The organism is Solirhodobacter olei (assembly GCF_004010155.1).
GTDB lineage: Bacteria > Pseudomonadota > Alphaproteobacteria > Rhodobacterales > Rhodobacteraceae > Solirhodobacter > Solirhodobacter olei.
The window spans coordinates 156,317-170,800 of the sequence record NZ_RRYH01000013.1 but is presented as its reverse complement, the minus strand read 5'-3'; the positions used below and the strand labels follow the sequence as shown (position 1 = coordinate 170,800).

Below are 14,484 nucleotides of genomic sequence, written 5' to 3'. Positions count from 1 at the left end.
CAGATGCCGCCGTGGCGGCGCCGCAGCGGCATCTGCAACACTTGCAAGGAATGTCCGTTCAGAACGGGTAGTGCTGCTGCGGGTCCTCGACGGTGATCCAGCGCAGGTCGGTGAATTCGGCGATGGCCGCGCGGCCGCCGAAACGGCCGTAGCCCGAGGCCTTCACGCCGCCGAAGGGCATCTGCGGCTCGTCGGCGACAGTGGGGCCGTTGATGTGGCAGATGCCGGTCTCAAGCCGGTTGGCAAGCGCCATGGCGCGCGGGATATCGCGGCTGAAGATCGCGCCGGAAAGGCCGTATTCCGTGTCATTGGCGACGGCGAGCGCTTCTTCGTCGCCGTTGACGCGGATGATGGATTTCACCGGGCCGAAGCTTTCCTCGGCATAGATGCGCATGCCAGCCTTCACGCCGTCGAGGAGGGTGGCGGAGTGGATCGCGCCTTGGCGGGTGCCCCCGGCGACCAGCCGGGCGCCCTTGGCCTTGGCATCGGCGATCAGCGCATCCATCTTCTCCGCCGCGGCCTCCGTGACCAGTGCGCCGAGGACGACATGGCCGCGCGGGTCGCCGGCAGGCAGCGCCGCGGCGCGGGCGGCGAGCTTCTCGACGAAGGCATCGGCCACGCGGGCGTCGACGATGATCCGTTCGGTCGACATGCAGATCTGGCCCTGGTTCATGAAGGCGCCGAAGATAGCGGCGTTGACGGCGCCGTCGAGGTCGGCGTCGTCGAGGACGATGAGTGGCGCCTTCCCGCCAAGCTCGAGCAGCGAGGGCTTCAGGTTCTCGCCGGCGAGGCGGCCGATGATGCGCCCAACCGCCGAGGAGCCGGTGAAGTTGACGTGCTTCACCGCCGGATGGGCGATTAGTGCCTCGACCACGGCCGAAGCATCGGCGGGGGCATTGGTGATGACGTTCAGCGCGCCCTTGGGCAGCCCCGCCTCGACAAAGCATTCGCCGATCAGGCGTTGGGTGGCAGGGCACATCTCGGAGGCCTTTAGCACCACAGTATTGCCACAGGCGAGCGGCATGGCCACGGCGCGGGTGCCGAGGATCACCGGCGCGTTCCAGGGCGCGATGCCAAGACAGACGCCCTTGGGTTTGGCAAGGCCCATGGCAAGCGTGCCAGGCTTGTCGGAGGGGATGATTTCGCCCCCGATCTGGGTGGTCATGGCGGCGGCCTCGCGGATCATACCGGCAGCAAGCATGACGTTGAACCCAATCCAGGGTCCGGTGGCGCCGGTCTCGGCCACGGCCGCGGCGATGAAATCGGCAGCTCGCGCGTCCATCACATCGGCGGCCTTCATCAGGATGGCACGACGGGCGCCCGGGCCCATCTGCGACCATTCCGCGAAGGCCCGGGCGGCGGAGGCGACGGCGGCCTCAGCGTCCGCCACGGCGGCGGCGGGGGCGCGGGTGGCCGTCTGGCCTGTTACCGGGTCGATCCGGTCGAAGGTATTGCCGCTGGCGGCCGGAGCGCTGGCTCCGTCGAGCAGGAATCCGATCTGGTTCATCATGGTCCTCCCTTGCCGGCCGCCTCAGTCGGGTAGACACCGGATGTCGAGGAGCGCCAGCCGGCGCTCAGTTTCAGTAATGTGGATGGCTTCGTCAACCGCGGAGCGCAGGGCGTCCGGCCGTGTGACGGTGCGGGCCCAGGCGCCACTCGCCTGGGCCGTCAGCGTGAAGTCGGGCGAGGGAGAGAGGCCGGTGAGCGGCATGGCATTAGCCCGGCTGGCATACCCGCTGGGGTAGAGCCCCGTTACCGCAGCGCGGACGGCGCCCCATTCGGCATTGTTCAGGATCACAATCAGGACCGGCAGTGACAGGGCCTCGGCGATCTGGTGGCAGGCCGTCGGGTTCGCGAAGATGTAGCTCCCGTCGCCCATGGTCGCAACGCAGAGCCGCTCGGGATCGGCGAGCTGCGCGCCGAGGGCGGCCGGGAAGGACCATCCGAGGCCGCCCGAATGCGGCTCTTGGAACCAGGAATTCCGCTCGTGGCGCGCGAGCATGCCGAGATGGGTGCCGAGCTCGGAGAAGACGGAGCTGCGGCGCCCCTCCAGCGCCTCGCCAAGGGTGCGGCTGACGAAGGCCTTGGTTATGCCCGTCTCCGTGCGGGCCGTGGCCTCGGTCGCGAGGCGGTCGCGAATGCCGCGCGTGGCTTTCGCGATCCGGGCGCGGCGTTGGATGAGTTGGGTTTTGTCGCGGGGCAGGCCCTCCATCGCGGTGGCGAGGGCGGGAATGGTGATGGCGCTCTCGCCCGCGATGGCGAGGTCAGAGCGGAAGTTCCGCACCGGAAAACGCGAGAAGATCGGGTCGGGGCCGATGTTGATCACCTTGGCGCCGCGAGCGACGGGGTGACGGTCCGGCCACCACGGGGCCAGGCAGTCGAGAACGACGACAACATCCGCCTCGGCGAGCCAAGGGCTGGGGTCGGCGCCGACGTGGCAGGGGTGATCGGTCGCGAGCGCCAAATGCGTGGCCCACCAGGAGGAGACCGGGATAGCCCAATCCTCTACCCATTTCGCGAAACGGCGGAAGCTGGCGTCGTCGCCCGCGCCTCGTTGGGCGATGACGAGAGGGCGTTCGGCCGAGGCGAGCCAGGCGGCAGCCTGGGCGAGCGCGCCCTCGTCGGGCGCGATGGAGACAGGCTGCATCGTGGCCGGTGAGCCGAGAGCCTCGGCAGCGACCGGCTCACAGAGGATCTCGCGTGGGAGAGACAGATATGCGGGTCCACGGGGGGTCGACATGGCGATGGCATGGGCGCGGTCGAGCAGGCCGGGAAGCTGCTCAGGAAATTTGAGCTCGTAGTCCCATTTGCAGGCCTCGCGGACGAGGGCCGTCTGGTCACGCATCTCCTGGCCCCAGCCGATCGGGACGGTGCGGGCGCCAAAGCGGCCCTCCTCCGTCGCCGGGGTGCGGCCGGACATCAGGAGCAACGGGATATGCTCGCAGGCAGCGTTGAGTGCGCCAATGGCACCGTTGGCGAGACCGACATTGGTATGCAGGATTACCGCCTGGGGGCGGCCCGTCATCAGGTAATAGCCATGCGCCATGCCCATTGCCGCGTGCTCGTGCGGGATGACGAGGGCCTTTGGCAGATCGATCCCCTGGGCGGCGGCCTCAGCCAGCCCCTCGATGATCGGAGGAAAGTCGGTGCCGGAATTGGCAAAGACGTAGTCGACGCCGAGAGCCTTGAGGCGCGGGAAGATCGCGCCGCCTGCCGTGACCGTCTGGCTCATCTTCTTACCCTCCGACGGCGGGAGATCGGGATCACATCGGCGGGCAGCAGGCGGCGGACGAGTCCCCAGAGGCCGCGTGGCTCGATCAGCACGACGGCGATTGAGAGCACACCGAGGATGATGAAGTGCCAGACGCCGATCTCGGACAGGTATTCGCGGATCAGGAAGAAGACCACGGTGCCTATGATCGGCCCCTCGAAGCTGCCGATGCCGCCGATGACGACGATGAAGATCACATAGACCGTCCAGTCGATGATCGAGAAGGAGGCGGGCGGTGAGACGCGAAGCTTCTGCAGCGTGATCACCGCCCCCGCCAGGCCGAGGAACGGCGCCGTCCACAGGAAGCAAAGGACGCGTAGGCCGATCAGATTGACGCCGACGACGCCCGCGCCCTCCTCGTTGTCGCGCATGGCGGTGAGGCCGAGCCCGATGCGGGAGCGCATGAGAAGCCAGGTAGCGACGAGCGCCAGTGCGGCGACAGCAAAGGCGATCCAGTAGATCGTGGCGTAACGCTCGGTCACGCGGCTGCCAAAGCCGCGGACGACAGAGACCGGGAGGCTGATGCCGGAGCCGCCACCGAACGCCGAAAGCTTGCCGGCGGCGAGCATGATCGTCTCGGCCACGACCCAGCTTCCGACGGCCAGATAGGCCGTGCGAAGGCGGAAAATGATGACCATGACTGGCAGCGCCACGACGAGGGCGACGAGGGCGGAAAGCGGGATGGCCAGATAGGGATCGACATGGGCGATGGCGGCGAAGCCGAAAAGCGCGTAGGCGCCGACGCCGACGAAGGCGTGCTGGCCGACGGAGACGATATCGGCATAGCCCGCGAGCAGGTTCCACATGATCGCGATGGTCAGGAGCGACAGGAATTCCGTCAGTATGGCGATGTCGCGGGTGGCCAGGAGCATCGGCGCGACGGCCATCACCACGGCGGCGGCGAAAAGCGCCGCGCGGGCGAGGTAGACGATCCAGAGTCGGTTCGGGTGCTGCATGCTCAGTATTTTGGAAACAGGCCTTCGGGCCGAGCGAGGAAGATGACAAGGAAGACGATATGGCCGGCCAGGAGCTGCCAACTCACGTCGATCTGCGCGCCGAGCGCCTGGGCGACGCCGAGGATGATGCCGCCGACGAGCGTGCCCCAGAGGCTACCGAGCCCGCCGAGCACCACCGCCTCGAAGGCGATCAGAAGGCGGCTCGGCCCGGCGGTCGGGTCGAAGTTGGTCCAGATCGACATGAAGCCGGCAGAGATCGCGATGGTGACGCCGACGATCCCCATCGCGGTGGCGTAGACTCGTGCCGAAGGCAGGCCCACGAGGTTCGCCGTTGCTGGGTCATCGGAGACGGCGCGAATGCGGGCGCCGAGGCGGGTTCGGTAGAGGAGCCAGTCGAGAGCCAGTACCATCAGGATGGCAACGATGAAGATTGTCAGCGGCAGCACACCGATGTTGATGCCGCCACCGATGCGGAGCGTCGCCGTCTCGAACCCACCGCCTGAAACGCGGCGGGTGTCTGCCCCGAACGTGCCGAGGAGGCCATTCTGGATGATGATCGACAGCCCGAAGGTGACGAGGATGATCGGCAGCACGCCCTGGCCTAGGACGCGCTGCAGCAGGAACCTTTGCAGGAAATAGCCGCCGACAAAGGCGATCGGCAGGGTCATCAGCGTGGCCGGCAGCGCACCGATGCCAGTCGCGTGGATCAGCGCAAGGATCAGGAAGGAGAACAGGACGATCAGGTCGCCATGCGCGATGTTGACGAAGCGCATTACCCCGACCGAGAGCGAAAGGCCCATGGCATACATCGCGTAGAGCCCGCCGACGAGCACGCCCTGGACGATCTGGTTGGCCAACTCTCCCATCTCACATCCCGAAATAGTGGCGCGCGACCTCGTCGCGGTTGGTGTTGGTGGGCCGGCCGGAGAGGTTCACCCGGCCTTCGAGCAGGCAGTAGAACCGGTCGGCGACAGCAAGCGAGCGGGTGATGTCCTGCTCGACGATGACGATCCCAATGCCGCGGTCGCGGATCTCGGGGATTATGCGGTAGAGATCGGCAATCACCACCGGGGCAAGGCCAAGGCTGATCTCGTCACAGAGCAAGAGCTTCGGGTTGGCTAGGAGGCCGCGGCCGAGTGCCACCATCTGTTGCTGCCCGCCCGAGAGGTGGCGGACGTGAAGCGTCCGGCGCTCAGCAAGCGCGGGGAAGAGTGCGTAGATCTCGTCAAAGCCGAAGGCGCCCTGGCGGCCGACCTCCCAGCCGATCCTTAGGTTTTCCTCCACCGTCAGCGACGGGAAGAGCCGGCGGCCCTCGGGAACTAACGCGATGCCGGCACGCGCGATCTGGGCCGTGGTGCGCGCGGTGATGTCCTCTCCCTCGAAGACGATCTTGCCTTCGCTTCGGCCGGCCTGACCGACGATGGCCTTCATCAGCGAGGATTTCCCCGCGCCATTCGCGCCAATGATGGAGACGATCTCTCCCGCGCCGACGGTTAGGGAAACCGGGCCGAGGGCGTGGAACGGGCCGTAAGACACCGAGAGGTCTGTTATGTCGAGAAGGGCGTCCATCAGTCGACCGCCCCGAGGTAGACGTCCTGCACAGTCGGATCCGCGAGTACCGTCTCGGGTGCGCCGTCGGCTATGAAGCGGCCGCCGTGGAGCACGGCGAGGCGGGTCGCGGCGCTCTTGAGCGCATGAAGAACGTGCTCGATCCAGACGATGGTAATCTCGCGCTCGCGCAACGTGGTGAGGATCGAGAGGAGCGTGCCACATTCGCGGTCGGTCAGCCCGCCTGCAATCTCATCGAGGAGCAACAGCCGCGGGCCGCACGCGACGGCTTTGGCAAGCTCCAGCCGCTTGAGATCGAGAAGCGAGAGCGCGCCCGCCTCCAGCTCGGAGCGGGAAGCGAGGCCGGTCAGCTCCAGCGTTTCTCCGGCGCGGCGGGCGGCGGTGCGGAAGGACAGGCCCGCACCATGGACAGCGGCGGTCAGTACGTTGTCGAAGACGGTCATGCCGGTGAAGGGCTTCGGCACCTGGAAGGTGCGGCCGATCCCGGCACGGCAGCGGGTCCAGGATCTCTGGCGGCCGATCACGCGCCCCTCGAACCGGATCTCGCCCGCAGTGGGGCGGTGGACGCCGGTGATGACATTGAAGAGCGTGGTCTTGCCCGCGCCGTTGGGACCTAGAACGCCCAGTACCTCGCCGCGCTCGACCTTGAGGTCAAGCCCGTCGAGTACGCGCAGGGCGCCAAAATGGAGCGACAGTCCGGTGAGATCAAGCATTTCAGGAGGCAGTCTGTCCGCTTGGACGGAAAAACCCGCCCACGATTCTGGGGTCGCGGACGGGCAGGAGTGGTGGCTCAGCTATAGGGGATCACAAATGGCTCACCCCCAACCGGGATCGAAGGGAAGTTCGTGTTGTCCACGACGACGATGTCATAAGGATATTTCTTCCCCTTCGACCACTGCCCGATCACCAGGGGCGTCAGGCTGCAATTGGGCAGCGGCCCCGTGGCGAAATCCACCGTTCCGACGATTGTCTTGAGGTTGGTTGTCTTCAGCGCTTCGCGAACGGAGGCCGGATCGGTCACGTTCTTGGCGCGCTTCAGGACGTCGAAGACCACCTCGAACAGCGAATGCCGGAAGCCTAGGGGCTGCGACCATTGCCGTCCGCTGGCCTTCTCGTAGGCCTCGGCCAGCTGCATCGAGGTCTGCCCGGTCATGGAGGAGGAGAAGGGCGAGGTGGGCGACCACCAGACCTCGGTTGTCAGCCCGTTGGCGCGGTCGCCGAAGGGTGTGATCGTCGCCGGAAACTCCAGCGCCTTGCCTACATAGACAGATTTGGGCTGATAGCCCTGCTGGGCGCAGCCGTTCCAGAAGGTGGTGAACTCCGGTGGCGGTAGTACGCCGGAGATGATCTCGCAGTCCGCCGCTTTGAAGGCACCGATCTGGCTGTTGTAGTTCGAGGCCGGCATATCGAAGCGGCCGGGATCGACCACCTTGAAGCCCGCACCTTCTATCGCCGGCGGGAAGCCCTTGGACTGGGCGATGCCGTCGCCGTCGTTGGGCCAGAGCCCGCCCACCGTGCCGTTTGTGCCGAGCTTCTTCCAATAGGGAAGTAGCGCCTTCACCAGTTCCTCGCCGGAGAAGAAGAAATGGTAGGTCCATTCGAAGCCCTTCTTCGGATCGCCGTGGCGGCCGAAGAAATAGGGCTCGAGCGGCGCGTCGTTGGAGATGCAGGGTACTCCGTTCAGCTCGCACTGGTCGGCGACCGGGTTCACCGTCTCGGGCGTGGCGAAGGTGGCGACCAGGTTCACACCTTCGTTCAGGATCAGGTCCTGCGTCACCTCTGCTGCGCGGTTCGGGTTCGACTGGCTGTCGCGGACGACGATCTCGTAAGAGTAGGTCTTGCCGCCCGACGTGATCTTGCCGCCGTAGGTGGCCTTCACCTGGTCGAGCACAAAGGGGATGTGCTCGGTGAAGAATGCGAGCGGGCCGGTCTTCGGCATCACCAGACCGATCTTGATGGTCGGCGTGGCCGCGACGGCCGGGCCGATGCCGGTCAGGCTGGCCGCGCCGACGGCGGCCATGCCTTTGAGAACGCCGCGGCGCTGAATTCCGGAAGTATCTACCATCTTCTCCTCCACACCCCGGCTCATTGGCCGGATCCACCCGCCCGTCTTGTCGCGGGCCATGATAGGAGGCTGCGACAAAATTAGTTTTGCGTCAAACTAATTTTGCTGGAATGCGCCGTGGCAGAGCGGTAGGCTTTCGGCATTGGTATTCAGATGCCGTTGCGGTCAGCTGTGGTATTCGAGCGATTGCAATGGGATGGGGGGAAGATGGCTGGATCACTGAACGGCAGAGTCTGCATCATCACCGGCGGCGCCGGCAGCCTCGGAGCGGTGACGGCCCGACTGTTCCTGGAGGAAGGCGCACGGGTGCTGCTGGTCGACCGCGCTCAGGAAGCGCTGGAGGCAGCCGCCCGAGAGCTTGGGGATGGGGTGATGACTCACGTCGCCGACGTGTCCGACGCGGCGCAGACCAGGGCGTATGTTGCAGCGGCGATGGCCAAGTTCGGGCGGATCGACGTCCTGTTCAGCAATGCCGGAAACTTCGGCTCGGTCGCTCCGATTGCGAGCTACAGCGACGATGATTTCGACTCAGTCTGGGCCGTGCATGTGCGGGGAGCCTATCTCGCCTGCAAGCACGCCTCGCCCCACATGCAGCCCGGCGGGAGCATCGTCATCACTTCCTCTGTCGCAGCGACGCGCGGCGACGCCGGCGTCTATGGCTATATCACCGCCAAGCATGCGCAGGTCGGGCTCATGCGATGCCTCGCGAAGGAACTGGCGCCGCGAGGCATCCGAGTGAACACGATCCACCCGGGACCGATCGACAATGGTTTTCAGGCCAATGTCGAGCAGGGACTCAGCGAAGAGCTGGGCCGTGATGCGACAGCCTTTTTCGACGAACTGATTCCGTTACACCGGCACGCCCGGCCGGAAGAGATCGCCCGCTCCGTGCTCTATCTCGCCTCCGAACAGAGCAGCTTCACCACCGGAGCCATGCTCATGATCGATGGCGGCATGAGCGTCTAAACCTGACGGATACAGCATGACCGACACGCACTCTGAAAACCATGCACGTCGCGAGGATCAGGAGATCGACCTCGGCCCACTTGCCGACTACATCGGCTTCGCCCTGCGCAATGCCCAGGAAGCCGCATTCCGCGCCTTCGCCCGCCGGGTGGAGACTGTCGGGCTGAAGCCCGGCCGCTTCGCCGCACTGATGGTGATCCATCATAACCCCGGCCTGACGCAGATGGAGCTCGGCCGCGCCATCGCCCGCGACAAGTCCAGCGTCACCCCCCTGATCCAGGAGTTGCAGCGGCACGGGCTGGTCGCGCGCAAGGCCTCGGAAGAGGACCGGCGCCGGAACGCGCTACGGCTGACTACGGCGGGAGAGGATGCCCTAGCAGGGCTGCTTGTTCACGCTGCGGAGCATGATCGTAAGCTCGACGCCATCGTCGGCGAGCACAAGGACCTGTTTCTCGACCTATTGCGGCGGGTCACCAGAGAAATCCAGGACCTGCAGTAAGGGTCACGCCCCTCAGGGACCCTGGCACCGAAGGGCTGATCTCCAGGCCAAACTGAACTTTCCTACTGGGGATCGCAGAATTTCGCTTTCTCCTTGCGCGTCGATCGCCTGATCACCGGAATATGCTGGTCTCTCAAGGCTGCACATCCTGCGCGGCGGCAGGGTTTTTTGACTGTCGCAAGATTCTGCTTCGCGCCAATTGAAGAAGCGTTCGCGGCGAGTTTCCGGAATTCTGGATAGACTTGAGGACTGGTTGCGCTGAGGAAGGCGCCGTTCTCAAGCACGAATGAGTACAACGCAGCCTTATCAATACTCCGATCTCGGCTGGACGAAGCGCATCTCGGGGCGCCGTGTCGCGACGACGATCAGGTTCTGCACTGATCCTGATCGGGCGGCCCGTCGGTTCCAGGTTGCACTGTGTCGGTTGTACGGACGCGAGTCTCCATGAACATTGGCCCGCCCCTCCAACGCGGAAAGCCGAAGGCATTCACCATGACGACGTCGATATCGTCAGCGTTTCGGGCGATGCCCTCGCGCAGGATCCGGTGGCCTTCTGCCTGCATGGTGGAAAGGATCCGTTCCATGATGGCGGCATCGCTCGGCACGATCCGGCGAAGCCTCTTGCGCTCGGACTCCTGCTTGATCAGCGCCTCGACTTCGGGATCGGGCACCGGCGTCTTCCCGTCCGGGTACCAGTAGTAGCCGCGCCCGGATTTACGCCCCAGCCTGCCTGCCTCGCACAGCCTGTCCCCGATCTCGACATAGCGCGCGTCCTGGTCTCGTGTTGCGGCCTGCCGCTTGCGCATGGCCCAAGAAATATCCAGCCCAGCCAAGTCCTGCATCTGGAAGATGCCCATCGGCATGCCGAAGGCGGTCATCGCGCGATCTACCTGCCAGGGTAGAGCGCCCTCCTCCAGCATGTATTCGCATTCGCAGCGGTAAGCCGACATGATCCGGTTGGCGATGAACCCGTCGCAGACCCCGGCCAGCACCGGGACCTTTCGTAGCCGCTCTGCCAATGACAGCGCCTTGGCCAGAGTTCTGTCGGCTGCTGCATCGGGCATGACAATTTCTAGCAGTCTCATTACATGCGCGGGAGAAAAGAAATGTAGGCCGATGACCCGCGCCGGATTGCGGGTCGAGGCCGCGATTTCATTTAGATCGAGATAGGAGGTGTTTGAGGCAAGGATGGCGTCGGGGCGTGTCACGGCGTCCAGTTGGGCGAAGACCTGTTTCTTGACGCCCATGTCCTCGAAAACGGCCTCAATCACCAGATCGGCCCTTGCGAGGGCGGCATAGTCATCCGAGGTCAGGAAGGCCCGCTTGATCAGGGCGTGTTTTTTTGCGGAGATCAGGCCACGTTTCTCGCTACTAGCAATGATCTCACTCACCCGCGCGGCACCGGCCGCAGCCGCTGCGGTGTCGCGTTCGATCATGACCACAGACAGCCCTGCAAGAAGGCAGGCTGCAGCAATCCCGGCCCCCATCGTCCCACCGCCGATCACGCCCATCATGGCAAGATCGTTCGGCGCCGCCCCGTCGAGCCTCACGCTCCTTGTGGTGTTGCGCTCGGCAAGGAAGACGTGACGCAGGGCGCGGGACTGGTCGCTCTGCTTCAGGTGGCGGAAGGTCTGCGCCTCAGCGGCAAGAGCCTCAATCGGGGGAATCGACAGGCTGCCTCGCAGTGCCTGCACGGCAGCGGCAGGGGCGTGCTGTCCGGGGGTCTTCGCGGCAATCCGGGTGGCCACGGCAACGAAGGCGCCGGGCGCAGATTCCGGTATCACCTGACGGGCGATAGCAGGCGGAGGTAGGGGATTGACCAAAATCCCTGATGCGAAATCCATGGCAGCCTCAAGGAGGTCACCTTCGGCAATACCGTCTATGAGCCCGACCGCCTGAGCCTCCCGGGCGTTCACGGGTTTGCCAAACCCGATAATTTCCAGTGCCTTGTCGGCGGGAATGAGGCGCGGCAACAACACAGTGCCACCCGCTCCGGGGATCAGCCCCAACGTCACTTCGGGCAGACCCAGCCGCGCGTTGGGACAAGCGATGCGAAACCGGCAGGCCAACGCCAATTCCAATCCGCCGCCGAGGGCTGTGCCCTGGATCGCTGCGATCCAGGGCTTCGTCGCGTGGTCGATTGCCCGTAGGACCGCGCCTAGAGCTGGGGCTGCCGGAGGCTTGTCAAACTCGCGCACGTCGGCCCCCGCGCTAAAGGTCCGCCCGGCGCAGATCAGGACCACGGCGGCGACATCGACATCCGCCTCGATCCGGGCCAAGGTGTCGGACAGCTCGCGCCGCACTGCATGGCCGAGCGCATTAACGGGCGGATTGTCGATGGTGACGATGGCGACATTGCCCCGCCGCGCAAGATGCACGGTCATGTAGGTCTCCAGTTGATCACGGTGAAAGACTGTCGTTCGGAAGCGCCGGCGGCAGCCCCCTGCCGCCGGCTTACGTATCCCGCGCAGATCAGGCCGGCTCGCCCACACCTTCGTCCAACCGAGCCTCGGCCGCGCCGCGCACGCCCAAACCAGCGATCAGCACGGCGCAGACGACCATCAGCCCTGCCAGGAAGGCAAAAGCCCCACGTGCGCCCCACATCGAGAGGCTTGCTAGCACGAGGTAAGGTGCAACGATACCGCCCAAGTGGCCGACCCCGTCCGCAAGCCCCATGGCCGAGGCGCGCAGGCGCGTTGGGAAGATCTCGGACGTGTAGGTATAGCCGACGCCGCTGTTCACCAGAATCACCAGCGCCACGATGAACGCCCCGGCCACCACGGCGGTGGAGCCGTTGTTCATGGCGAGTACTGCAAGGCCAAGCGCATAAACGAGGCTGGATAGAGCTAGCAAGAAGCGCCTCGGGATGCGGTTGATCAGCAGCAGTGGCAGTGCCGCGCCGATCGGGAACGCCAGGTCGCCAAGCGCGGTATAGAGCAGCCCATGCGGCTTGTGGACCGCCAGCTTGTCCAGCAGCACCGTCTCAAACCCGAGGAAGCCGTAGGTCGTGACGTAAAGCAGTACCCAGTAGAGGGTAACCACCATGACCCGACCAATCCATGGACGGCGCAGCAGATCGCGCATACCGACATGTGCCATCTCCTCGGCCTCGGAAGCATTCACGCTGGGCGCAATCGCAGGCAGGCCGTGACCTTGGGCCGACAGGCGTTCTTCCATCTGGGCGACGATCGCCTCGGCCTCTTTCACGCGGCCGTTAGCGGCCAGCCAGCGTGGTGATTCCGGCAGGCGCGCAAGCGACAGCAGCGGGATGAAGGCCAGGACGCCGAAGCCCAGCACCAGCCGCCACCCGATCGGCCCGAAGGACAACAAGGCCATCGCCACGAAGGGGGCGGCGGCATCTCCGCAGCCCGCCGCGATGATGTTGAGCTGAATGTTGCGGGCGCGCTGGTGGGCGGGCGAGAATTCATTGATCAGAGTAGCGGTCAGCGTGATCTGCGCACCGATCCCCATCCCGTTCAGGAACCGAAAGGTCGCCAGCGAACTCAGCCCCCATGACATACCGCACAGGACCGAGGATACCGCAAGGAGTGCAAGCGTTGCGGCCAGCATCGGACGGCGCCCGTAGCGGTCCGCCATGCGGCCGAAGAGCAGCGCACCGACGATATAGCCGAAAAGGCTCGTGGTCAGCGGCAGCGCCACTTCTGCCGGTGCGAGGTGAAAGGCCTTTGTGACGTTTGGCAGCACCGCACCAATGGCGATGATGTCGTAGAAGGCGAAGAAATAGGCAATCACGAAGATCCACTTCGCACTTGCCCCCGGGCACCAAGTTGGGAGCCGATCGATCCGCGCGTTAACGGCGCCGATCGCTGCGCCCGTCGGCGCGGCCTGTGACATATTCATGAATCTCTCCTCCTTCTTCATGAACTTCCTCTGTGTCGCGCCTCAAGGACGCGTTCTTCGTCTTAGCTTCTGGTCTTCCCAGCCGGGATCAGACGCGCTCCAGCAGCAGGGCGGCTCCCTGGCCGACACCCACGCACATCGTGGCCAGCGCGAAGCGCGCGTCTCGGGCGGCGGATAGATCGATTGCGGCAGAGCCGGCTATGCGAGCGCCCGACATTCCCAATGGATGGCCAAGCGCGATGGCGCCGCCGTTCGGGTTCACACGTGGATCGTCATCGGCAAGCCCAAGATCGCGCAGCACGGCAAGTGCCTGCGCCGCAAAAGCCTCGTTCAACTCGATCACCCCAAGGTCATTGAGCGTGACACCTGCACGGCCCATCAGCGCCCGAACTGCTGGCAGGGGGCCATAGCCCATCACCCTAGGCGCCACCCCGGCCGATGAGGCCGCGGCGACACGGGCCAGCGGTTGCAGCCCGTGGCGGCGGGCGGCGTCTATACTAGCCACGATTAGGGCGGCAGCCCCGTCGTTCACGCCCGAGGCGTTGCCCGCCGTGATGGTCCCGTCAGCGCGCGTGATCGGGCGCAGACTTGCCAGTGTTTCTGCCGTGGTTGCCGAGCGGGGATGTTCGTCCTGCACTATCTCGGCGGTCTTGCCACGCCCGAGGGGGACCGTCACCGGCGTGATCTCTTGTCCCAGTCGGCCGCTGGCCTGCGCTGCGGCGGTCTTGCGCTGCGAGGCGAGGGCGAAACCGTCCTGATCGACGCGCGAGATGGCATGGGCGTCGGCGAGGTTTTCGGCGGTCTGAGGCATCGAATCGGTGCCGTAGGCCTCCGCCATCCTCGGGTTCACGAAGCGCCAGCCGATCGTCGTGTCATGCACCTCATTCGTCCGGCCCCAAGGCGTTGCGGCCTTGGGCATCACGAAAGGCGCACGGGTCATGCTTTCGACGCCGCCAGCGATGGCCAACTCGATATCGCCCGCACGGATCGCACGCGCTGCGGCGACAACGGCCTCCAGCCCCGAGCCGCACAGGCGGTTGACCGTGACGGCGGGCACCTCTTGGGGTAGGCCAGAAAGCAACACCGCCATGCGAGCGACATTGCGGTTGTCTTCTCCCGCCTGGTTGGCACAGCCAAGCCAGACCTCGTTGATCTCCGCCGGGTTGAGGCCGGGATTGCGCGACATCAGCGCAGCCAAGGGCACGGCAGCAAGGTCATCCGTGCGCAGCCCGGCCAGCGCGCCGCCGTAGCGGCCGATCGGGGTACGGATGTAATCGCAGATGAAGGCGTCGGTCAT

Annotated in this window: 12 protein-coding genes; 2 read left to right on the top strand and 10 right to left on the bottom strand. The window is 65.4% G+C overall.

All coding sequences use genetic code 11. From position 1 onward, the window contains the following. Positions 1 to 58: 58 nt before the first annotated feature. From EIP85_RS11610 to EIP85_RS11580, 7 genes are all read right to left on the bottom strand, one after another. Positions 59 to 1,507: an aldehyde dehydrogenase gene (locus tag EIP85_RS11610; RefSeq protein ID WP_127902344.1), complete on the bottom strand. Its 1,449-nt coding sequence runs from the start codon at positions 1,505 to 1,507 to the stop codon at positions 59 to 61. A 24-nt stretch (positions 1,508 to 1,531) separates the two neighbouring features. Beyond that, positions 1,532 to 3,232, bottom strand: coding sequence for a thiamine pyrophosphate-requiring protein (locus EIP85_RS11605; RefSeq protein WP_127902343.1), 1,701 nt, complete (start codon positions 3,230 to 3,232; stop codon positions 1,532 to 1,534). Beyond that, positions 3,229 to 4,227, bottom strand: a complete 999-nt coding sequence (locus EIP85_RS11600) for a branched-chain amino acid ABC transporter permease (protein WP_127902342.1) — start codon at positions 4,225 to 4,227, stop codon at positions 3,229 to 3,231. The genes EIP85_RS11605 and EIP85_RS11600 overlap by 4 nt, the downstream gene beginning before the upstream one ends. Before the next feature lie 2 nt (positions 4,228 to 4,229). Further along, the gene (locus EIP85_RS11595) at positions 4,230 to 5,093 is read right to left on the bottom strand and encodes a branched-chain amino acid ABC transporter permease (RefSeq protein WP_127902341.1); all 864 of its coding nucleotides are present in this window, start codon (positions 5,091 to 5,093) and stop codon (positions 4,230 to 4,232) included. Position 5,094: 1 nt separating this feature from the next. Beyond that, a complete protein-coding gene (locus tag EIP85_RS11590) occupies positions 5,095 to 5,796 on the bottom strand; it encodes an ABC transporter ATP-binding protein (RefSeq protein WP_127902340.1) in 702 nt (233 codons plus the stop codon). Next, positions 5,796 to 6,509 (bottom strand): ABC transporter ATP-binding protein, encoded by a 714-nt coding sequence (locus tag EIP85_RS11585; RefSeq protein WP_127902339.1) that lies wholly within the window; start codon positions 6,507 to 6,509, stop codon positions 5,796 to 5,798. Before EIP85_RS11585 ends, EIP85_RS11590 begins: the two co-directional genes overlap by 1 nt. A gap of 77 nt (positions 6,510 to 6,586) precedes the next feature. Next, positions 6,587 to 7,861: an ABC transporter substrate-binding protein gene (locus tag EIP85_RS11580; protein WP_127902338.1), complete on the bottom strand. Its 1,275-nt coding sequence runs from the start codon at positions 7,859 to 7,861 to the stop codon at positions 6,587 to 6,589. Between the two features lie 207 nt (positions 7,862 to 8,068). Here EIP85_RS11580 and EIP85_RS11575 point away from each other — a divergent pair, with 207 nt between their 5' ends. Together EIP85_RS11575 and EIP85_RS11570 are read left to right on the top strand one after the other, a co-directional pair. Further along, a complete protein-coding gene (locus EIP85_RS11575; RefSeq protein WP_127902337.1) occupies positions 8,069 to 8,827 on the top strand; it encodes an SDR family NAD(P)-dependent oxidoreductase in 759 nt (252 codons plus the stop codon). A gap of 16 nt (positions 8,828 to 8,843) precedes the next feature. Continuing rightward, positions 8,844 to 9,326, top strand: a complete 483-nt coding sequence (locus EIP85_RS11570; RefSeq protein WP_206615512.1) for a MarR family winged helix-turn-helix transcriptional regulator — start codon at positions 8,844 to 8,846, stop codon at positions 9,324 to 9,326. Positions 9,327 to 9,691: 365 nt separating this feature from the next. Here the strand turns inward: EIP85_RS11570 and EIP85_RS11565 are convergent, their stop codons facing one another. The 3 genes from EIP85_RS11565 to pcaF form a co-directional block, all read right to left on the bottom strand. Next, positions 9,692 to 11,710, bottom strand: a complete 2,019-nt coding sequence (locus EIP85_RS11565) for a 3-hydroxyacyl-CoA dehydrogenase NAD-binding domain-containing protein (protein ID WP_127902336.1) — start codon at positions 11,708 to 11,710, stop codon at positions 9,692 to 9,694. Positions 11,711 to 11,798: 88 nt separating this feature from the next. After that, positions 11,799 to 13,208 carry an MFS transporter gene (locus EIP85_RS11560; protein WP_127902335.1) on the bottom strand — a complete coding sequence of 470 codons (1,410 nt, stop codon included), beginning with the start codon at positions 13,206 to 13,208 and terminating at the stop codon, positions 11,799 to 11,801. A gap of 67 nt (positions 13,209 to 13,275) precedes the next feature. Next, entirely contained in the window at positions 13,276 to 14,484 is a 1,209-nt protein-coding gene (pcaF, locus tag EIP85_RS11555; protein WP_127902334.1) for a 3-oxoadipyl-CoA thiolase, read from the bottom strand.